This window comes from Streptomyces avidinii (assembly GCF_014650695.1).
GTDB lineage: Bacteria > Actinomycetota > Actinomycetes > Streptomycetales > Streptomycetaceae > Streptomyces > Streptomyces avidinii.
Genome location: NZ_BMVL01000008.1, coordinates 144273 through 163970, shown reverse-complemented (window position 1 = coordinate 163970; position 19698 = coordinate 144273). Strand labels below are relative to the sequence as shown.

General features: G+C 70.6%; 20 protein-coding genes and 2 pseudogenes. 7 read left to right on the top strand and 15 right to left on the bottom strand.

Annotation, left to right across the window (positions count from 1 at the left end):
* Positions 1-130 precede the first annotated feature (130 nt).
* From IE257_RS22290 to IE257_RS22240, 12 genes and pseudogenes are all read right to left on the bottom strand, one after another.
* Positions 131-1180 carry a hypothetical protein gene (locus IE257_RS22290; protein ID WP_229920576.1) on the bottom strand — a complete coding sequence of 350 codons (1050 nt, stop codon included), beginning with the start codon at positions 1178-1180 and terminating at the stop codon, positions 131-133.
* Positions 1181-1353: 173 nt separating this feature from the next.
* The gene (locus IE257_RS39495) at positions 1354-1911 is read right to left on the bottom strand and encodes a DUF1963 domain-containing protein (RefSeq protein ID WP_372453085.1); all 558 of its coding nucleotides are present in this window, start codon (positions 1909-1911) and stop codon (positions 1354-1356) included.
* Positions 1912-2018: 107 nt separating this feature from the next.
* Positions 2019-2219, bottom strand: a pseudogene (locus IE257_RS39490) (YwqG family protein); the annotation flags it as partial.
* A gap of 66 nt (positions 2220-2285) precedes the next feature.
* A pseudogene (locus IE257_RS22280) lies at positions 2286-2567 on the bottom strand (DUF4265 domain-containing protein); the annotation flags it as partial.
* 51 nt (positions 2568-2618) lie between these two features.
* A complete protein-coding gene (locus IE257_RS22275; protein ID WP_189971278.1) occupies positions 2619-2930 on the bottom strand; it encodes a hypothetical protein in 312 nt (103 codons plus the stop codon).
* Positions 2927-3625, bottom strand: a complete 699-nt coding sequence (locus IE257_RS22270; protein WP_189971277.1) for a polymorphic toxin type 44 domain-containing protein — start codon at positions 3623-3625, stop codon at positions 2927-2929. The genes IE257_RS22275 and IE257_RS22270 overlap by 4 nt, the downstream gene beginning before the upstream one ends.
* Positions 3626-3792: 167 nt before the next feature.
* A complete protein-coding gene (locus IE257_RS22265) occupies positions 3793-4200 on the bottom strand; it encodes a hypothetical protein (protein WP_189971275.1) in 408 nt (135 codons plus the stop codon).
* Between the two features lie 181 nt (positions 4201-4381).
* Positions 4382-4837 (bottom strand): DUF5958 family protein, encoded by a 456-nt coding sequence (locus IE257_RS22260; RefSeq protein WP_229920574.1) that lies wholly within the window; start codon positions 4835-4837, stop codon positions 4382-4384.
* Between the two features lie 123 nt (positions 4838-4960).
* The gene (locus tag IE257_RS22255; protein ID WP_229920573.1) at positions 4961-5449 is read right to left on the bottom strand and encodes a DUF4265 domain-containing protein; all 489 of its coding nucleotides are present in this window, start codon (positions 5447-5449) and stop codon (positions 4961-4963) included.
* Positions 5446-6006: a DUF6461 domain-containing protein gene (locus IE257_RS39625; RefSeq protein WP_443728825.1), complete on the bottom strand. Its 561-nt coding sequence runs from the start codon at positions 6004-6006 to the stop codon at positions 5446-5448. The genes IE257_RS22255 and IE257_RS39625 overlap by 4 nt, the downstream gene beginning before the upstream one ends.
* 316 nt (positions 6007-6322) lie before the next feature.
* Entirely contained in the window at positions 6323-6796 is a 474-nt protein-coding gene (locus tag IE257_RS22245) for a linear amide C-N hydrolase (RefSeq protein WP_308278774.1), read from the bottom strand.
* Between the two features lie 102 nt (positions 6797-6898).
* The gene (locus IE257_RS22240) at positions 6899-7903 is read right to left on the bottom strand and encodes a helix-turn-helix domain-containing protein (RefSeq protein ID WP_189971273.1); all 1005 of its coding nucleotides are present in this window, start codon (positions 7901-7903) and stop codon (positions 6899-6901) included.
* 134 nt (positions 7904-8037) lie between these two features.
* Between IE257_RS22240 and IE257_RS22235 the strand changes: the two genes are divergently transcribed.
* Positions 8038-9414 carry a CoA transferase gene (locus IE257_RS22235; RefSeq protein WP_189971271.1) on the top strand — a complete coding sequence of 459 codons (1377 nt, stop codon included), beginning with the start codon at positions 8038-8040 and terminating at the stop codon, positions 9412-9414.
* Positions 9415-9494: 80 nt separating this feature from the next.
* On the opposite strand, the gene IE257_RS22230 is transcribed toward IE257_RS22235, so the two are convergent.
* Positions 9495-10037, bottom strand: a complete 543-nt coding sequence (locus tag IE257_RS22230; RefSeq protein ID WP_189971270.1) for a GNAT family N-acetyltransferase — start codon at positions 10035-10037, stop codon at positions 9495-9497.
* 38 nt (positions 10038-10075) lie between these two features.
* Here IE257_RS22230 and IE257_RS22225 point away from each other — a divergent pair, with 38 nt between their 5' ends.
* Positions 10076-10879 carry an exodeoxyribonuclease III gene (locus IE257_RS22225; RefSeq protein ID WP_189971268.1) on the top strand — a complete coding sequence of 268 codons (804 nt, stop codon included), beginning with the start codon at positions 10076-10078 and terminating at the stop codon, positions 10877-10879.
* Here IE257_RS22225 and IE257_RS22220 read toward each other — a convergent pair.
* Complete coding sequence (locus tag IE257_RS22220) at positions 10861-11556, bottom strand: MerR family transcriptional regulator (RefSeq protein WP_189971266.1); 696 nt, start codon at positions 11554-11556, stop codon at positions 10861-10863. The two genes, IE257_RS22225 and IE257_RS22220, sit on opposite strands and share 19 nt — an antisense overlap.
* Positions 11557-11736: 180 nt before the next feature.
* Here IE257_RS22220 and IE257_RS22215 point away from each other — a divergent pair, with 180 nt between their 5' ends.
* From IE257_RS22215 to IE257_RS22200, 4 genes are all read left to right on the top strand, one after another.
* Positions 11737-13380 carry a flavin-containing monooxygenase gene (locus IE257_RS22215; protein WP_189971564.1) on the top strand — a complete coding sequence of 548 codons (1644 nt, stop codon included), beginning with the start codon at positions 11737-11739 and terminating at the stop codon, positions 13378-13380.
* Entirely contained in the window at positions 13377-14303 is a 927-nt protein-coding gene (locus tag IE257_RS22210) for an alpha/beta fold hydrolase (RefSeq protein WP_189971264.1), read from the top strand. The genes IE257_RS22215 and IE257_RS22210 overlap by 4 nt, the downstream gene beginning before the upstream one ends.
* Positions 14300-15184 (top strand): SDR family oxidoreductase, encoded by an 885-nt coding sequence (locus IE257_RS22205; RefSeq protein WP_189971262.1) that lies wholly within the window; start codon positions 14300-14302, stop codon positions 15182-15184. The genes IE257_RS22210 and IE257_RS22205 overlap by 4 nt, the downstream gene beginning before the upstream one ends.
* Positions 15185-15273: 89 nt before the next feature.
* Positions 15274-15450, top strand: a complete 177-nt coding sequence (locus IE257_RS22200) for a hypothetical protein (protein WP_189971260.1) — start codon at positions 15274-15276, stop codon at positions 15448-15450.
* Positions 15451-15594: 144 nt separating this feature from the next.
* On the opposite strand, the gene IE257_RS22195 is transcribed toward IE257_RS22200, so the two are convergent.
* Positions 15595-18876: a S41 family peptidase gene (locus tag IE257_RS22195; protein ID WP_189971257.1), complete on the bottom strand. Its 3282-nt coding sequence runs from the start codon at positions 18874-18876 to the stop codon at positions 15595-15597.
* A gap of 150 nt (positions 18877-19026) precedes the next feature.
* On the opposite strand from IE257_RS22195, the gene IE257_RS22190 reads away from it, so the two are divergent.
* Positions 19027-19617 (top strand): TetR/AcrR family transcriptional regulator, encoded by a 591-nt coding sequence (locus tag IE257_RS22190; protein ID WP_189971255.1) that lies wholly within the window; start codon positions 19027-19029, stop codon positions 19615-19617.
* The last annotated feature ends 81 nt before the right edge of the window (positions 19618-19698 follow it).

The window sequence follows — 19698 nt, the reverse complement described above, 5'->3', positions numbered from 1 at the left end:
TCAGCGAGTGTGCCTTCCCAGTCGGAATGACAGGCCACGAGCCGACTGAGCAGCTCTTCCTCCAGCACAGCAACCCCACCAGAGGTGACCCGAACGTGCTTGCCGCGAATCCGCGGTACCTCGCCCGGCATCAGGCCGCATCCTGCACCAAGGCCACGTCTCCCATGACGAGATCAGGGAGGACGGACAGTGCAAGACTCCGAGACTCGACGTGTGGGCTGGCGGCCTTTTCCGCGATGCGAGGCATCCAGGAGCACAGCCGGTCCAGGGCCGACTTCAGATGCTCTCGCTCCCCACTGAGGAGAGCCGCGATGAGCGCCACGACATCGGCGCGGCCCGTGCCCTCTGGGGCCGGCAGCTCGGCCAGCCGCGCAGGTAGGCGCTGGTCATGCCCATCGCACACGGCTACGAGGGCAGCGAGAGCGAACCGGACGGCGTCGCTCTCATCTCCCCACCGGGACAGCAGCTGGGGTAGCTCCTTGCTGATGGCCCGCCGTGTCAGGTACTCGGCGGCAGACTCCTGCCACACATCGCCGAGAGCAGCTGTACGGTCGGTCAGTGAGACGGCTGCAGATGGCCCCGAAACTGCGAGTCGCAACAAGTCGTCGAGAAGCATCAACCGGCTGCCGACGGCGATGCTGTCGTCACAGACCAGCTCGGCAAGGAACGGGACCGCCTCGACGGTAGCGTCGGTGCATGTCCCCTGATGGGCCACCGCGTCCGAGAGATCGCCGAGAAACTCGCCCGTCGTCTCGTACGGCTCACCGAAGGCGAACTCTTCGTCGAGCAGCCATGTCGCGACTTCCGGAGCGTTCTCGGCCCCGCCGTAGATCCGCTCCGCAGCCGCCACCACGGCCTGGACCACCGCCGTGGGTTCACCGAGGCCGCCGTGGTTCCACGACGGACCAGCCGGAGGCCTGACGGGTTCCTCAGGCAAAGGGGCGGGCAGGGCCACCTCGGCGCCGGTCTGGTCATGAACCAGACCGTCCCGCGTGAAGACGCCTTCGAGGGTCACCGCATGCCCCTCGCTGCACCCCTGCTGGAAACCGCCATGGGCACAGGCCACATGGGCCACCCGAGTTCGTTCACTGCGCAAGAACGGCTCGAGAGCCATGCGCTCGTACCCGCTGTAGACGGCCAGAGAGAAGACCTGCCACCACCCCTCCAGCTCCGGGTCCATCGACGGTCTTCCGTACCAGAAGCTCGATGGAACAGACCGGAAGTGATCGTGGACGCGCACTGCCGTCAGACGGTGCCCCATCCTGGAAAGCTCGGTTGCAGCGGTGCGGGCAGCGTCCTCACTCGGCAGGCTCAGCGTGTACTGGACTCCCCAGGCGGGAGGTTTGGCGGTCATCAGCTGCACTGCCAGGTGAACATCGCCCGCTCAAAGCGCCGCTCTGCCAGGTCCTCCGGACGGATCAGCCAGTACAGCGCTCCGGCATCGCCCCACATCATGTCCGCAGCGTCCTCGCTGTCGAACTGGGCCAGAAGCACCCAACCGCCCGCCTCTTCGGAGAGCCGCGGGTCGTCCCAGGACACCTCGCCGTCCAGGACTGCCTCCGCGACCTCGATCTCCACCGGGTTCTGCACGGAGTGAGCATGGCCGCCGATCTGGTGCCCGACCTCGCCGTCGAACTCCCACAGGGCGTCGAGGAACTCCTGAGAGCAGACGGGGTGGTCGTACCGGTTCCCGAGCGGGGCACCTGGAGCGAATGTGTCCCGAATCCGGAAATGGCAGGGCTCGGCCGCCGTCATCTCCAGGCGCGCGGTCAGCGGCACCACCGGGTACGACTCGACTCCGGCGGGCGTCCCATGTTCCACGACCTCCTCACCCGCTGCCACATAGAGCACACGGGCGCCCGCCCAGCTCTCCCGGTCCTCAGCAAGAACGAGGGCTTCGCCGTCGTCCATCTGGCGGTCGAAATAGAAGAACAGCAGCGTTCCGCCTCGGGCAGGTCGATGTCCAGCGCAGCCGACGGCAGCTTGGCACAATCGATCGAGGCGATGAAGGAAAGCGGACCATGCCCATCCCACACCGGCCACTCCGAGGCAGCCGGCACGGCTGGAAGGCCACCGAGCCGACCTACCACGTCGTCACAGCCAGTCGCTACCTCAAGACGCACGCCAGGGCGAAGCAGACCGATCCACGTCTCAGCATCCTCGGGGGACAGATGCTGCAAGGCAAGGGAGCGAAGGGCGTCCCGGGAACCATGTGTCATGTGCCCGATCATGCACGGCGCCACTGACGGAGGCATGGGCAGCCCTCCACCAGCACGCGCAGCCGCTCAGTCCGTGGCCATGGACCTCCAGGCAGCGGTGACGCACCCTTCCTCCCAGTGCCACCAGCCCTCCGCCGCACCGTGTTCCAGGAGCTTGCGGATCCGCGGCAGGTCCGCCTCCGGTGGGACATCCAGCGCCGCCATCCGGTACCGCTCGATGCCCTCGCCTGTCGTGCCGAGCTTGTGGAAGATCTCCAGAACGCTCTGCCGGGCGGCAGCCGAGCCGCCGTCCTTCAACACGATCAGCCGGATCGTGCAGTTCTCCGAGGATCGGACCGTCTCTCCGGAACCCGTAGATGTGGCCGTGCTCGGCGCGTCACCGCGTCGGGGGCGAACTCGTCAGCAGCGGTAGCCGTTGGGAACCTGGAGGAGAGCCACGAAGATCCAAACCATGACCGCCGCGCCGGCCGTGCCGCCCAGGAGGGCGGCCGCGAGGTTCCAGCGTCCGACGTACCCGATGAACACCCCCCACCACACAGCCGCCATGATCGCGAGCAAGGCTCCGTAGAAGATCAGCGCAAGCCCATTGGCCGCGCCGTTCACTCCTACGTCGCACGCACGCCAGGCGGCTGCCAGCAGCACCGCCCCGAGCACACCGGTGGCCAGACCGGCAACGGGGGCGACCGCACAGCCCCACTGTCCCCGCGTCACTTCCGGTTCCTGACCTGCGGGACGTTCTCGCCGTTGCGCTGCGCTTGTTCCATCTGGTCCATCGCGTCGTTGATTCCCTGCCGGAGCTGTTCCTCGGTCAGGTTGTCGCCGTACTTGTCGTAGAGGTCGATGCCGATGCGCATCGTGATCTGATCGCCTTGGTCGTCGTCTCCGGTGAGCAGCGTTTCTCCAAGGGAGGCGCCCTTGATCAAGGTGTCCGCGTCGATGCCGGCTGCCCGGCCGACGTATCCGTAGTGGACGTTGGAGTAGATGTCGTAGAAGACTTCGCGGTTCGTTCCGGGCTGCTTGAAGTAGTAGTCGTCAAGCGTTTGGAGGTCGTACCGTTCCTGGAGCTGCGGCTTGTGGTCCCAGTCCTGTCCCGGGGCCACCTTCACGCCCCACATCGTCAGTGCTGCGTTGATGTCGGAGCCGTAGTTGCGCCCGAATTCGTACCACTCGGGTTTGTTCAGCAGGGACCGCATCTGCCCGACCGTGTCCGACTTTGCGTTTCGCTTCATCTCATCGAAGATCCACTTTTCGGCGTCGGTGAACTTCTGCTCGCTCCGCGCCGACCCCGTCGGCGGGATGACGGGAGTGGCCGAGGCGTTGAACCCCCCGATGGTGCCGTCGAGGATGTTTCCGTCCACGACCACGGCTTCGAGCGCCTGTTTGACCGCCTTATCGAGCTCGTCCACTGCCCGCACCGCTGCGGCGATGTGCGCGGTCCAGGACTCCTCGACGCTTTTCAAGTCCGGGTCGCGTCGCAGGGTCCGCGCCTGCGCCGGGTCCTGGACCCGTGTGAAGTCGAAGGTGGGGATCGGGCGTCATGACTTCCTGGTATGTCAACACGTGCCCGATCCCCCTACAGTCCCTCGAGCTTGGATTTCGGGCCCACTGCGCCGAGTTGGTCACCCGTCCGCACGTCGTTCTGCATGAATAGGCTCGAGGCCCCTCGCAGGGAGGCCTTTTCGGCGCTCAGGCGTCCCATCAGCATCTTCGCTTGTTGGTCCCAGGTCTCCGTCACCTTCTTCAGGCCGGAGGCTGTCTCCCAGCCATCAAGGCTCCTTGCCGCCGCGCTCGTGTTGTCCTTCGCGCCGTCCGCAGCCTTCTTGGTGTTGGTTTCCAGCTCGGTCTCGATGGTGTTTGCCGCTGCCTTCTTCTCCGCCGGCGTCGAGCCGAATACGCTCCCGCCTCCCGGAGCCAAGGGGCCAGCCGGTACACCATCCACGCCGTTCAGCCTTGTTCCGGTGCTGTTCGCGTCTCCTGACATGCCCATCCTCCCCTGTTCCCCTGGTTTGGATCATAGGCGGCCCCCGCCCCACAGCGAGAGGTGCGGTCAGGGGTGTCCCAAAGCAGCCGTCGGGCGCCCCGGAGCCCTCAAAGTGGATGTAGCACCGTACGTTGTTCAGGAGCCCGCGGTCGTGGCAACACGTCCGAGCGGTCGGATCCAATCAGCCGTCGACGGGTAGTCTGTGCCACCAATGACCGCAGCCGCGGGAGCAGAAGCGCTCGCGGCGCCGCTCGTCGGCAACCGCCAGGACTGCGATCAGCAGCCGGAACGCCTTTCGACGTTCGTCGATAGGCGTGAGACCGGCGATCTTTCCCAGTTGATCGTCGATCCGGCCGCGTGAGATCAATACCGCGGGCGTATGTGTCTGGCGCAGCCCAGCACGGCGGATGCTCTCTGGCGCATCCTGGGCGACAGCGCGCGCCTGGGCACAGTGATGACGTAGGAACAGCAGCACCTCGGACTGGTCATCCGGGACGAGTTCGTCGAACCACTTGATGCCTTCAGACATGGGGCGCAGCCCCTGCGCGAGTTCATTGAGCCGGACGTCCCGTTCGTTCACCACTGCCCCCCGGGAGATCAGGCGGCATTCGGCCGCCGCGTCGGCGCGGATCCACATCCGCCCTCGTCAGGACGCGTGCCCACAGCGTGCCGTGCGCAGCCGCTCGAGAACCAACTCATTACAAGCGGCATGGGTGCAGCCCCGTGGCCGCCACGTGCTGGGGATGGAACTCAGCTGCCCTCAGGCAGGAGCAGCGGCTTCCCACGCAGCGGTGACACAGCCTTCCTCCCAGTGCCACCACTCCTTCGCTTCACCGTGTTCCAAGAGCGTGCGGATCCGCGGCAGGTCCGCCTCAGGTGGGACATCCAGGGCCACCATCCGGAACTGCTCGATTCCCTCGCCGGTCGTGCCGAGGCGGTGGAAGACCTCCAGCACGCTTTGCCGGGCGGCGGCTGAGCCGTCGTCCTTCAGTACGATCAGCCGGATCGTGCAGTTCTGAGATGGTCGGACCGTCTCCCCGGCCCAGAGAACACCGTCGCCATCGCACTCCACCTTGATGATGTCGCCGCTGGCGACTCCGCGTACGAACCAGGGCGTGTTGTCCAGCCGCACCGTGCCGTCGCCGAGGTTCACCGCCCACAGGCTCTCGACGCTTGCCGGCGGCCAGCCATCCTCATCTACGTCCATCCGGAAGTGGACCTTCACGTGGGCGTCACTGATGTTCGTCACCGCGCCATCATCCACACCGCATTCACAGGGCAGACCCGGGGAGGGTGGTCGCGCGATGTCATCGGACCTGGACAGTGGCGCAGGTGAAGGTCGTGTCCTGGAGCAGCGCCGGACTGATGGCCACGCCGGTCAGGTGCTCTGCCAGAGCGAAGGCCGCTGGAGGGCAGATCCGTTTCCGGAGTCTCGTCCTCGAGGTGGAAGCCGATCCGCACCATGACGTCCAGCAGCTCGTCCGGTGCGGTGCCCCACCGATCCTCCGGGAACATGGGGTCGAAGCAGAGTCGCAGGACCTGGTCCTCCGCCCAGAGGAACGTGCCGACGGCATTGATGTTGACGAAGTGAGAGACCCAGCTCGCCCCGGCCGAGGCCGGCAAGGCTCGATCTTCGGTGACTCCGATGTACCCGTTGGGTTCGATCATCAGCGTCCAGGCGCCCACAGTCGTCATGGCGACCATCTGACGGTCGCCATCCTCCAGGTCGTACTGGGCGAAGGCGGCGTCGACGACTGCGGCGATGCCCTGCAGGGGCGCTTCCGGTCGTCCCGCAAGCCGGGACACTAGCTCAGCAGGCGAGAGGTCCCGCGCAAGGTGAAGCAGTATGCCTCGGCGATGTCTGGAAAGTCGTCTTCGAACCACGCGTAGTCCGCTCCGGTCTTCGTCATGCCGCACATCCTCGCCTCTGCCTCTGACAGCGGAGGACACCTGTCGCTGGGGCGGGAAGCGATCTTCGTCAGTCTGGGAAGCGATCTTTATTCGCCTCCGGAGTGCCTGGTCAGGGGTACTCGTGAACAGCCCACAGACGACAGTTCGCGAGTAGCTCTCGTGAACGTCACGAGATCCCGCCCGGTCGAAAGACCGGGCGGGATCTCGGCGTTTACGGGTTCGGGCGGGCCGCCCGGCTCAGAACGGTGCGGGGGAGGGGGACTTCGCTGCTCGGCCGGTCGTGGCCGAGCTCCTGCACCGTGCGCACCTGTTCCCGCAGCAGGCGCAGTTGCTCGTCGTAGGCGGGCTCGTTCGTCATGATCGTGTAGCTGCGGTCGTGGTGCACCCGGCGCTCGCCCGCGATGTACTCGATGATCGCGGAATCCCCCGAGGCGTCCTCCAGGGCCACGTGCACCGTGGCCCGGAAGCCGTGCATCTCGACCGGCACCAGCTGGCAGGTGTCGAGCAGGTCCAGGGCCTGCGGCACGGTGGCCGCACCGTCGAGCAGGTACTGGATCCACAGGGCGATCTGGAGGCCCGGCCTGCCGGGGTCGCGCGGGCCGGGGTCGGCGCTGTCCTCGCGGACGTACGCGCCGGCGATCAGCGGGGAGTACGAGACCTGCGTCAGCGACGGGTTGACCCGCACGTAACTGAGCAGGTCCCCGCCGACCAGACCCTGGTTGCCGTCCGGAGAGTGCAGGCTCGGGAGGAACGTACATGTCGGCCCACCGGCTCGAAGAAGGCTTTGTCAGGCGCCGGTTGGGGGCTCGTCGTCGAGGAACCCGCTCCGGGCGATGAGGTAGGCGAGCTGTGCGCGGCTGCGGCTGCCGAAGAGATCGGCGGCCCAGCGCATGTGGTGGGAGACGCTGCGCGTGCTCATGCCGACGCGGGCGGCGATGGCCTCGTCGGTGTGGCCGTTGACCATGTGCCGCAGGATCGTGCGGCGGATGTCGTCGGTGAGCGCGGCCGGCAGCCGGCCCCCGGAGACGTCCCGCAGCGGTGCGGCCCGCTGCCAGGCGTGGTCGAAGATGCCGACGAGGTAGCGCACGACCCCGGGATGCTCGATGGCCAGGGCCAACTCGCTGCGCTGTGCCCCCGGGTCGGGGACGAAGGCGATCCTGCGGTCGCACACGATCAGCCGGTCGAAGACCTCGTCCAGGGTGCGGATCTCGCCGCCCGCCCGGGAGATCTGCTCCACGTACGCGAGCGTGGGCGGGTGGGAGCGGACGGTGTGCTGGTAGACGGTCCGCTGGCGGACACCGCGGTGGAGTGCGGCGAGGTCGTTCGGCAGCGCCGCGTCGAGCACCGCCTGCGGGCGGGCGCCGTCCGGCTGGGCGGTCAGCAGTTCCTCCTGGCAGGAGCGGACGGCCGCGGAGATCGTCGCGTTGATGGTGCCCGCGCCGTGCACGCTGCGTACCGCGTGCGTGTCACCGCGGTGGTAGCTGTCCAGGTAGACCTCCTGGGCGCGGGCGATCGAGGTGCGGACGGCCGCCAGGGCCTTGCGCTTCTCCTCGATGGCCTGCTCCAGGCGGTCCATGCGCCCGCCGGCCGCGAGCCGGGGCGGGATGGCGGCGAAGGCGCCGTCGGGCAACTGCCGTACGAGGCCCAGGTCGAGCAGGCACGGCGGGCACGGTCCGGAGGGGGTCCGACCCTGCAGGGAGTCCGCGTAGTACTGGAGTCCTTGGGGGCAGATCTCGTTCTCGCAGCCCTTCGTGGTCGGGTCCGTTTCGCCTATGTCCGTTCCCTTGCACATTTTTCCACCCTGCTGGATCTCGCATTGCACGATCATCCTGCCTGCTCCCCGCTGACTTCAGGTCCGCGGGGACGCATGATCTCGACAGGAGGACATCTCGGCTCCTGCGGCAGGGGGGTGGGAATGATGGCTTCATGACGACCAGTGAGGAACGCGACCCAGGGACGGCCCAGGCCTGGGAGGCTCTCGGCGGGGCACCCGATCTCGCCGGGCGGGTCCGCTACCGCGGAGCCGGTGACCTGGGGGACGGCCCGCTGCCCGTACGTGAACTGGCCCGCGCGACCGTCGGGGTGTGCGGACTTGCCGCGGCGGAGCTGGCCGCGGTACGGGCCGGTGGTGAGGTGGCGGACGTGGCCCCGTTGGTGGTGGACGAGGGCGCGGTGGCGACGGCGTTCGTCAGCGAGCGGCACCTGCGGGTCGAGGGGCGCGCTCCGGTGACCTTCGCGCCGCTGTCCGGCTTCTGGCGGACCTGCGACGGATGGGTGCGTACGCACGCCAACTATCCGCATCACGAAGCCGCGTTGGTACGGGCGTTGCGACTGTCATCGGCGACGCCGGAGGCGGTACGCGCTGCGGTCGCGGGGCGCACGGCCGTCGAGGTGCAGGAGCTCGTGTACGGGGAGGGCGGACTCGCCGTCGCCGTGGCACGGGAGTACGGGGAGCCGCAGCCGCTGATGGAGCCCGTACGGGTATCAGGGGCGCGGGGACGGACACTCGGCGATGCCCCGATCGGCCGGCCCGCCACGGGGGTGCGGGTACTGGATCTGACCCGGGTCATCGCCGGGCCCGTCGCCACGCGGACGCTGGGGGCGCTGGGGGCGGACGTGCTGCGGATCGACTCGCCGCGGCTGCCGGAGGCGGACGACGCGCACGCGGACACGGGCTTCGGGAAGCGGTCGGCACTGCTGGACCTGGCGGGGGCGGGAGCGGGGGGAGCCGGGGATCGGGCGGTGCTCGAAGGGCTGCTCGCCGAGGCCGACGTGGTGGTGACCGGGTACCGGCCGGGGGCGCTGGAGCGGTACGGGCTCGGGGCGCGGGAACTGCTGGAGCGGTGGCCGGGGCTGGTGGTGGCCGAGCTGTGCGCGTGGGGGTGGCGGGAGTGGGGGCCGTGGGCCGGGCGGCGGGGGTTCGACTCGCTGGTGCAGGCGGGGTACGGGATCGCCGCGCGGTGCGGGAGGTCCGATGGCGCGCCGGGGGTGTTGCCGGCGCAGGCACTGGATCACGGGACGGGGTATCTGGTGGCGGCCGGTGTGATGCGGGCGCTGGCCGAGGGGGGAGGGCGGGGGCTGCGGTTCTCGCTGGCGGGGACGGGGTCGTGGCTGGTGAGGGGGCTGTTGGGGGCGGGGCCGGCGGCCGGCCCGGTGGCCGGCGCGGGGTATTCGGCGGAGCCGTGGCTGCGCGAGACCCCGTCGGGGTACGGGGTGGTGCGGCACGCCGCCAGTCCCTTCGGGGAGTGGGGGGCGGGTCCGTCCCGGTGGGGGACGGACCGGGCCGTCTGGCTGCCGCGGTAGTGGGCGGGCGCGGCGCCGCTGCTGGGGGCGCCGCCCCCGGACCCCCGCGCCTCAAACGCCGGCGGGGCTGAAAGAGCGCCTCAGACGGCGGCGGGGCTGGACCGGCCGGCCGGGCTGGACGGGGCGGGGGCCGGCTGGAGGGGCTTCGTCATGCAGCGGCTGGAGTCGTAGTGGCGGTAGTGGCCGAACTTCGCCGACAGGGTGTAGCCCGAGGAGAGGTAGAGGGCTATCGCCTCCGGCTGCTGGTCGCCCGTTTCGAGGACCATGCGCTGGCGGCCCGCCGCGCGGGCGTCGTCCTCCAGGGTGGCCAGGATGCGGCGGGCCAGGCCCAGGCCGCGGGCCTCGGGGACGACGTACATGCGCTTGAGCTCCGCGTCGCCGTCCGCGTAGCCCTCGTCGTTCTCGTCCTGGCTGCGCCAGCCGCCGCTGGCGACCGGGGCGCCCGTGGCGTCGTAGGCCAGCAGGTAGCGGCCCTGCGGCGGGGCGAACATCGCCGGGTCCAGGAAGGTGGCGTCGCCCTCACCGGCGTACCGCTCCTGGTACTCCAGCTGGACCTGGTCGTTGAGTTCGACCGCGTCCGGGTGGTCGTAGGGCACGGTGCGAAGGTCTATCCGGTGAGACATTCGAATATCGTACGGAACCATCCCGCTATGGTGCTGGGATGCTCACTGTGACCTCCGTGAATGTGAATGGGATCCGCGCCGCCGCCAAGAAGGGCTTCGGGGCGTGGCTCGACGGATCCGACGCCGATGTGGTCTGCCTCCAGGAGGTGCGGGCCGAGGAGGGGCAGATTCCGGAGGAGGTCCGGACCCCTGCGGGCTGGCACACCGTGTTCGCGCCGGCCGCCGTCAAGGGGCGGGCCGGGGTCGCGCTCTACACGCGGCGGGCGCCCGAGCGGGTGCAGGTCGGATTCGGCAGTGCGGAGTTCGACGGCAGCGGGCGGTACCTGGAGATCGATCTGCCCGGTGTGACCGTGGCCAGCCTCTACCTGCCCTCGGGCGAGGCCGGGACGGAGAAGCAGGAGGAGAAGTACCGGTTCATGGGGGAGTTCCTGACGTACCTGGCGGCGCTGAAGGAGCGGGCCGCCGCCGACGGCCGCGAGGTCGTGGTGTGCGGTGACTGGAACATCTGCCACCAGGAGGCCGACCTCAAGAACTGGAAGACGAACCGCAAGAACGCGGGCTTCCTCCCCGAGGAGCGGGAGTGGCTCGGGAAGGTGTACTCGGAGGCGGGCTACGTCGACGTGGTGCGGGAGCTGCACCCGGACACCGAGGGGCCCTACTCGTGGTGGTCCTACCGCGGGCGGGCCTTCGACAATGACGCCGGCTGGCGGATCGACCTCCAGGTCGCGACCCCGGGGCTGGCGGCGAAGGCCGTGAAGGCCTTCGTGGAGCGGGCCGAGACGCACCCCGAGCGCTGGTCCGACCACGCGCCCGTGACCGTCGTCTACGAGCTGGGTGTCTGACCGGAGTCCGTGCCCGAGGCCAGCAGCCGGTCCATCGCCATCGTCAGCTCGGCCTCGACCACGCTCTTCGCCAGTGGGCGCAGCCGGGTGAGCGCGTCCGGTGAGATGTGGGTCGATATGAGCTCGGTGAAGAGCAGGGCCATCGCGTCCGCGTGCTCGCGGACGCGGCGGCCGGTCTCCAGGACCGCCGCCAGCGGAACGCCCTCGCGGACCAGGGCCGAGGAGACGTCCAGCAGGCGGCGGCTGACGTGCACGATCGCGTCGCCGTCGACGGCGAGGTAGCCGAGGTCCAGGGAGGCCGCCAGGTTCTCCGGGGTGACCTCGCCCTCGAAGTAGTCGGCGAGGGCCTCCGGGGTGAGCCGGACCGGGGTCTCCTCGGACCAGCCGATGCCGAGCAGCTCGCCGAGCTGGCTCACGTCGCGGCCGCTCTCGAAGGCGGCGGTGAGCTCGGCGATGCCGCCGAGGGTGTGGCCGCGCTCCAGCAGGGCGGCGATGGTGCGCAGCCGGGCCAGGTGGTGGTCGTCGTACCAGGCGATGCGCCCCTCGCGGCGGGGCGGTGGGAGCAGTTTGCGCTCGCGGTAGAAGCGCAGGGTGCGGACCGGGATGCCGGCCGCCTCGGCCAGTTCCTCCGTGCGGTACTCGCGCACCGTCTTCGCTTGCGTCTCTTCCTTCGCCACAGACGCACCCTATGGCGTACCGGCAGTAACTTTCCGGGTCCGCCCCCTACCCATGAGTACGGGGCTGCTCTACCCTCCCGATTGTGCCAGTGATTGCTGGCAGTGTTTCGATGGTGTGGTGCGTTGCGGCGTTGCGTGGCTGGAACTGCGGATGAGCGGAAGGCGGCGGGCATGGGCGGCATGGGCGGCAGGGGCGGACGCGAGGGGCGCGAGCACGTACGAGTGGCGGTGATCGGGTCCGGATTCGGCGGACTCGGGGCGGCCGTGCGGCTGCGGCGCGAGGGGATCACGGACTTCGTCGTCCTGGAGCGCGCCGACTCGGTCGGGGGAACCTGGCGGGACAACAGCTATCCGGGATGCGCCTGCGACGTCCCGTCGCACCTGTACTCCTTCTCCTTCGCGCCGAATCCGGACTGGCCGCGGACCTTCTCCGGGCAGCCCGCCATCCGGGCGTACCTGGAGCACGTCGCGGACACCTTCGGTCTGCGCCCGCACATCCGGCTCGAATCCGAGGTCCTGATGATGCGCTGGGACGCGGACGAACTGCGCTGGGAGATCGAGACCGCGCAGGGCGAGCTGACCGCCGACGTGGTGGTCTCGGCGACCGGCCCATTGTCCGAGCCGAAGCTGCCGGAGGTGCCGGGACTCGCCGGGTTCCCCGGCAAGGTGTTCCACTCCGCGCGCTGGGACCACGACTACGACCTCGGCGGCAAGCGCGTCGCCATGATCGGTACGGGGGCCTCCGCGATCCAGATCGTGCCGGCCATCGCCCCCGACGTGGAGCGCCTGACGCTCTTCCAGCGGACCCCGCCGTGGGTGATGCCGCGCACCGACCGGGCGATCTCCGCGGTGGAACGCTGGCTTCACCGGCAGCTGCCCTTCACCCGCGCCGCGCGCCGGGGGCTGCTGTGGGGCCTCCGGGAGCTCCAGGTCAGCGCCTTCACCAAGCGGCCGAACCAGCTCGGACTCGTCGAAGCGCTCGCCAAGGCCAACATGGCCCGGTCGATCAAGGACCCGGACCTGCGGGCCAGGCTGACGCCCTCCTACCGGATCGGCTGCAAGCGGATCCTGCTCTCCAGCGAGTACTACCCGGCGCTGGCGCGGCCCGATGTGGACCTGGTCGCCTCCGGGCTGAAGGAGATCCGGGGCTCGGTCCTGGTCGCGGCCGACGGGACCGAGGCAGAGGTCGACGCGATCATCTTCGGTACGGGCTTCCACGTCACGGACATGCCGATCGCCGACCGGGTGGTGGGCGCGGACGGCCGGACCCTCGCGGACGAGTGGAAGGACGGGATGCAGTCGCTGCGCGGGGCGACGGCGGCCGGCTTCCCCAACTGGATGACGATCATCGGCCCGAACACCGGGCTGGGGAACAGTTCGATGATCCTCATGATCGAGTCGCAGCTGAACTACATGGCCGACTACCTGCGGCAGCTGGGCATGCTGGGCGGGACGGTCGCGCTCGCCGCGCGCCCCTCCGCCGTGAACAAGTGGAATCGCCAGGTACAGGCCCGGATGGAGCGGACGGTGTGGAACACCGGCGGCTGCACCAGCTGGTACCTGGACGCGAACGGCCGCAACACCACCGTCTGGCCCGGTACGACGGGCGAGTTCCGCCGCGAGACGCGCAGCGTCGATCTGGCGGAGTACGAGGTCGTGCGGGTGAGGGAGCGGGTGCCGGTGGTCGTCGCGGCTGCCTCTGCTGCGGCGCCGTTGCCGGGGGCGCTGCCCCCGGGCCCCCGCGCCTCGATCGCCGGCGGGGCCGGTGTGGGCGAGCCCACTGCCGGTGAGGACGGGGCCCGGGCGGCGGAGGGCGTCGCGTGAGCCGCCCGCGGCACGTCCTCTCCGGTCCCTATGCACCGCCCGTCGCACGGCGCGAGCTCGTCGCCGTCTCCGCGGACGGGGCCCGGCTGCACGTCGAGGTCCACGGGGAGCAGGGTGCGCCGGCCGTGGTGCTGGCCCACGGCTGGACCTGTTCCACCGCCTTCTGGGCCGCGCAGATCCGGGCCCTGGCGGCCACCCACCGGGTCGTCGCCTACGACCAGCGCGGGCACGGCCGCAGCCCCGCCGCCCGGACGCACACCACCACCGCCCTCGCCGACGACCTGGTGGCGGTCCTGGAGGCGGCCCTCGCCCCCGGGGAGCGCGCGGTCGTCGCGGGCCACTCCATGGGCGGCATGACGATCATGGCGGCAGCGGCCCGGCCGGAGTTCGCCGAGCACGCCGCGGCCGCGCTGCTGTGCAGCACCGGCAGCTCCCGGCTGGTTGCAGAGGCGCAGGTGCTGCCGGTGCGCGCGGGGCGCGCCCGTACCCGGCTGACCGGCGCGGTCCTCGGCTCCCGCGCCCCCCTCGGGCCGGTCACGCCCGTCGCCCGGAAGATCCTGAAGTACGCCACCATGGGCCCCGGTTCGGCGCCGGACAAGGTCGAGGCGTGCGCCCGTATCGTCCACGCCTGCCCCACCGGGGTGCGTCACGCGTGGTCCCGGGTGCTGGAAGGGCTGGATCTCGACGCGGACGTGGCCCGCCTCGCCGTGCCCACCGCCGTCATCGGCGGCACCGCCGACCGGCTCACCCCGATCGTGCACGCCCGCGGGCTGGCCGCCGCACTGCCGAACTGCGTGGGCCTGACCGAGCTCACCGGAATGGGGCACATGACCCCGGTGGAGGCCCCCGAGGTCGTCACCGGCGCCCTGCGCGAGCTGACCGAGCTGTACCTCGACACCACCGAGAAGGAGAAGACGCCGTGAGCGCTCGCAGGAGTCTGGAAGGCCAGGTCGCCGTCGTCACCGGTGCCGCCCGGGGGGTCGGCGAGCTGCTGGCGCGCAAGCTGTCGGCCCGCGGCGCGAAGGTCGCCCTCGTCGGTCTGGAGCCGGAGGCCCTCAAGGAGGTCTCCGAGCGGCTGCACACCGACAGCGACCACTGGTACGCCGACGTCACCGACCACGAGGCCATGGCCCGGGTCGCCGAGGAGGTCAAGCAGCGCTTCGGCAAGGTGGACCTCGTCGTCGCCAACGCCGGCGTGGCCGCGGGCGGGCCGTTCGCCGACTCGGACCCGGACGCCTGGCGCCGGGTGATCGAGGTCAACCTGATCGGCGGGGCCGTCACCGCCCGCGCCTTCCTGCCCGTACTGATGGAGAGCCGCGGCTACTTCCTCCAGATCGCCTCGCTCGCCGCGATCACCCCGGCGCCGATGATGACCGCCTACTGCGCCTCCAAGTCCGGGGTCGAGGCCTTCGCGCACTGCCTGCGCGCGGAGGTCGGCCACAAGGGGGTGAAGGTCGGGGTCGGATACCTCTCCTGGACCGACACGGACATGGTGCGCGGCGCCGATCAGGACGAGGTCATGCGGGAGTTGCGGCAGCGGCTGCCGTGGCCGTCGAACCGCACGTACCCGCTGGGCCCGGCGGTCGACCGGATCGTCGCGGGAATCGAGCGGCGCTCGGCGCACGTGTACGCGCAGTGGTGGCTGCGCGGCATGCAGGGGATCCGCGGCTACCTGCCCGGCATGATCGCGACGGTCGGGCAGCGCGAGATGCGGCACTTCGAGCCGCGTCTGGGCCAGGTGTCCAAGGGGCTCGTGGGGGCCGGCGGGGCCGCCGACGAGAAGGAGCGCACACAGAGTCACTGATCGAAATGCGTGCTTTGTTCGCCCGTGCAAGTCTGGTCGAGGCCTCACCACCGGGCCCCACCACCGACACCCCTCATGGAGTGAACAGCATGGGTATCAAGGACCAGTTCCAGGACAAGGCGCAGCAGATCGAGGAGAAGGCGCGGCAGGCGCAGAAGCCCGGCAAGGGCCCGCAGGACCAGAGGTCCGCGCGCGCTCCGCAGCCGAAGGACTCGCCGCAGCGGTCGTTCGACGACATCCAGGACGGGCTCGACGACCGGACCTGACGGCCGGAACCGGATACCGCGCGCCGAGGGGCGCGATCCCCGCTGTCCCGGGGATCGCGCCCCTTGCGCATGCGCACCCCGCTCGCCGCAGGCGGGAACCGCCCACTTCCTCGCGGGAACCGCTCAGTTCCTCGCGGGAACCGCTCAGTTCCTCGGCGGCAGCTTCGGCCGGCGCCGGTCCGGTACATCCGTGTACCCGGGCGGCACCGCGGCCGGGTCCTGTTCCAGCAGTTCCAGTGCCAGGTGCACGGCGTCGTCGAGCTGGGCGTGCCGCCCCTCCGCCCAGTCGAGGGGAGTGCGCTGGATCTCCAGGTCCGGCTCCACGCCGTGGTTCTCCACCGACCAGCCGTACTCCGGGAACCAGGCTGCATTCATCGGCACCGTGATCACCGTGCCGTCCCCCAGGGTGTGGCGGCCGGTCATGCCGACCACCCCGCCCCAGGTGCGCAGGCCCACCACCGGGCCCAGGCCCAGCAGTTTGAAGGCCGCGGTGATCATGTCCCCGTCCGAGGAGGTCGCCTCGTCGGCCAGCGCCACGATCGGACCGCGGGGCGCGTTGGAGGCGTACGAGACCGGCTGGGCGTTGCGCGTCAGGTCCCAGCCGAGGATGGAGCGGGTCAGCTTCTCCACCACCAACTCGCTGATGTGCCCGCCCGCGTTGCCGCGCACGTCCACGATCAGCGCGGGCCGGGACATCTCCATCCGCAGGTCGCGGTTGAACTGCGCCCAGCCCGAGCCGCCCATGTCGGGGATGTGGAGGTAGCCGCAGCGGCCGCCGCTGATCTCCCGGACCGCCTCGCGCCGCTTGGACACCCAGTCCTGGTAGCGCAGCGGCCGCTCGTCGATCAGCGGCACGATGGCGACCCGGCGGGCCCGGCCCTCGCCCGCCGCGGGCTGGAAGGTCAGCTCCACGGTGGTCCCGCCCGCCGCGGCGAGCAGCGGGTAGGGCCCGGCGACCGGGTCCACCGGCCGCCCGTCGACATGGGTGAGCACCGCGCCCTCCCGGATGCCGGTGCCGGCCAGCGGGGAGCGGGCCTTGGAGTCCGAGGACTCACCGGGCAGGATCCGGCTGACCACCCATTCCCCGTCCCGGGGAAAGAGATTGGCGCCGAGCAGGCCGATCGCCCGCTGGTAGTGCGGCGGGCCTTCATTGCGGCGCGCGGGGGAGACGTAGGCGTGCGAGGTGCCGAGTTCGCCGAGGACCTCGCGCAGCAGGTCGGCGAACTCGTCCGGCGAGGCGACCCGTTCGACCAGGGACCGGTACTGGCTCAGCACCCCGTCCCAGTCGATGCCGCACATCTTCGGCTCCCAGAAGTACGCGCGGATGATCCGCCCGGCCTCCTCGTAGGCCTGGCGCCACTCGGCCGCCGGGTCCACCTCGTGCAGGATGCGCCGCAGGTCCAGGTAGACGGTCGAGTCGCTGTCGCCCGACTCGGTCGCCGGGACCGCGCGCAGGTCGCCGTCGTCGTTGATCACGAGCCGGGTGCCGTCGCCGCTGACCGCGAACCAGTCCAGCCCCGAAGCCAGTTCGGTCTTGCGGGCCTTGGTGAGGTCGAAGTGCTCCAGCGTCGGCTTGCCGCTGATGTCGGCCGGGTTGGCGAAGGTCTCGCCGAGCGCGCCCGAGATCGGCCAGCGCAGCCACACCAGCCCGCCGCCGTGCACCGGGTACAGGGCCGAGTACTTGGACGCGGTCACCGGGAACGGCGTGACCCGGCTCTCCAGCCCCTCCACCTCCACGGTGACGGCGCCGTCGGCCTCGCCCGAGTCGCCCTCCGCCAGTTCGAGTCCGCCGGCCGCGGGTCGACCCTCGGCGGAGAGCGCGAAGGGGGAGGGGGTCGCGGAGGACAGCGGCACCAGGTACGGGCGGCAGCCCAGCGGGAAGGAGAGGTCGCCGGTGTGCACGTCGTAGACCGGGTCGAAGCCGCGCCACGACAGGAAGGCGAGGTAGCGCCCGTCCCGGGTGAAGACCGGGTTCTCGTCCTCGAAGCGGCCGTTGGTGACGTCCACGATGACGCGGGCGCCGGGTCCGGAGATCCGGGCCATCTTGATCTGCCGCAGCGACCGGCCGATGCCCGGGTGCGACCAGGTCAGCCAGGCTCCGTCGGGGGAGAAGGCCAGGTCGGTGACGGGGCCGTTGATGGATGCGATCAGCTCGGTGACCTCGCCGTTGGACTCCTCGGTGGCGTCGATGAGGAGCAGCCGGCCGTCGTTGGAGGCGATGGCGAGCCGCTCGCCGTCCGGGTCCGAGAGCAGTTCGGTGACCCGCCCCAGCTGGCCCGAGGCCAGCCGGCGGGGCTCCCGCTCGCCGGAGGCCCGCGGCAGGTAGGCGATCTCGATCGCGTCCTCGCCCTCGGCGTCGGTGATGTAGGCGACCTGTCCGCCGCTGCCGAGCATCTCCGGCAGCCGCACCCGTACGCCCGGGGTGTCGGCGATGGTCCGGGCCGGGCCGTCGCGGTGGGTCAGCCAGTAGAGGCTGCCGCGCACCACGACGGCGCTGGCGCGCCCGGTGGTGTCCACGGAGAGCGAGTCGACATGGCTGGCGGCGGGCACCTGGTACGTACGCCGGCCCGCGCGCGGGCCGCCGAGGCGGACGTCGAGCCTGCGCGGGACGGCGTCCCGGTCCAGGGACTCGACGAGCCAGAGGTCGCCGGCGCACTGGTAGACGACGCGGGAGCCGTCGCTGGAGGCGTGCCGGGCGTAGAACTCCTCGTGATCGGTGTGGCGGCGCAGATCGGTGCCGTCGGGCAGGCAGGAGTACAGGTTGCCGATGCCCTCGTGGTCGGAGAGGAAGGCGATCCGGCCGCCCACGAACATCGGGGAGTCGAGGTGTCCCTCGACGTCCTCCAGCAGCCGCTGACCGTGCAGCCACAGCCGGCCGGTGGCGCCGCCGCGGTAGCGCTTCCAGGCGGCGGGCTCGTGCGGGGGTTTGCCGGTGAGGAGGAGGGAGTGCCGCTCGCCCTCCTCGGTGGCCTGCACCTGGATGTCGGAGACGGGCCCCCAGGGCAGCCGGCCGCCGGGGCTGCCGTCGGTCGGGAGGGTGTAGGCCCAGGCGAAGTAGGAGAAGGGCTGGCTGTGCGAGGACACGGCCAGGATGTCGCTGCGGCCGTCCTCGTCGGGCGGGGTCCAGCCGCAGACGCGGGTGTCGAGGGCGCCCCAGTAGCTGAGCCGGCGGGCGGGGCCGCCGTCGACCGGGGCGAGGTGGATCTCGGGGTCGAGGCTGCGCCAGCTGGTGAAGGCGATGTGCCCCCCGTCGGGGGAGAAGCGCGGGTGGCCGACCCGGGTCCGGTCGACGGTGATGCGCCAGGCCCGCCCGGGGGTCCCTCCGTCGGGGACCAGCGGGGCGACCCAGAGGTCGTCCTCGGCGGCGAAGCAGAGGAGGTCGTCGTGCAGGTGCGGGAACCGGAGGTACGCGACGTCGTGACTCACCCCCCAATGCTTTCCGCGCAGGGAGGCCATGGCAACTCGTACAGGTGATCCATGCCACCCCCGTAAGCGAAACGGAACGGTTTCGTTTCGCTTGGGGTAGGGGTATGGTCTTAAGCGTACGGAATAGTTTCGATCGGGCGGGAGACGGAGATGACCGAGGCGATGGCGGCTCGGCGCAGCCGGATCACCCCCGAACGACAGGCCGAACTGCACGAGGCGGTCCTCGACCTCCTGCGTGACGTCGGCTACGAGGCGCTGACCATGGACGCGGTCGCCGCCCGTACGAAGTCCAGCAAGGCCACCCTCTACCGCCAGTGGGGGAGCAAGCCGGAACTGGTCGCCAAGGCCCTGCGGTGCACCCAGCCGGTCTCGCTGCGCGAGATCGACACGGGCAGCCTGCGCGGGGACTTCGCGTGCATGGTCGAGCACTCCGACGACGCGCAGATGGCCAAGGACACCGCGCTGATGCGGGGTCTGGCCCATGCCGTCCACGAGAGCCCGGAGCTGCACAAGGCCCTGCGCGACCTGCTGGTCGACCCGGAGATCAACGGTCTCCAGGCGATGCTGCGGCGCGCGGTGGACCGGGGCGAGATCCGCCCGGACTGTCCCGCGCTCGACTTCGTACCGCACATGCTCATCGGGGCGTTCATCGCGCTCCCGCTGATCGAGGACCGCCCGGTGGACCGGGCCTTCCTCGGTGACTTCATCGACGCCGTGGTCTTCCCCGCCCTCGGCGTCTGATCCTCGCTCCACCCCGTCCCCGGCACCGCCTCCCCGCTGCTCCTGACACGCCGCTCTCGTCGTCGGGCCGGCTTTCGACGC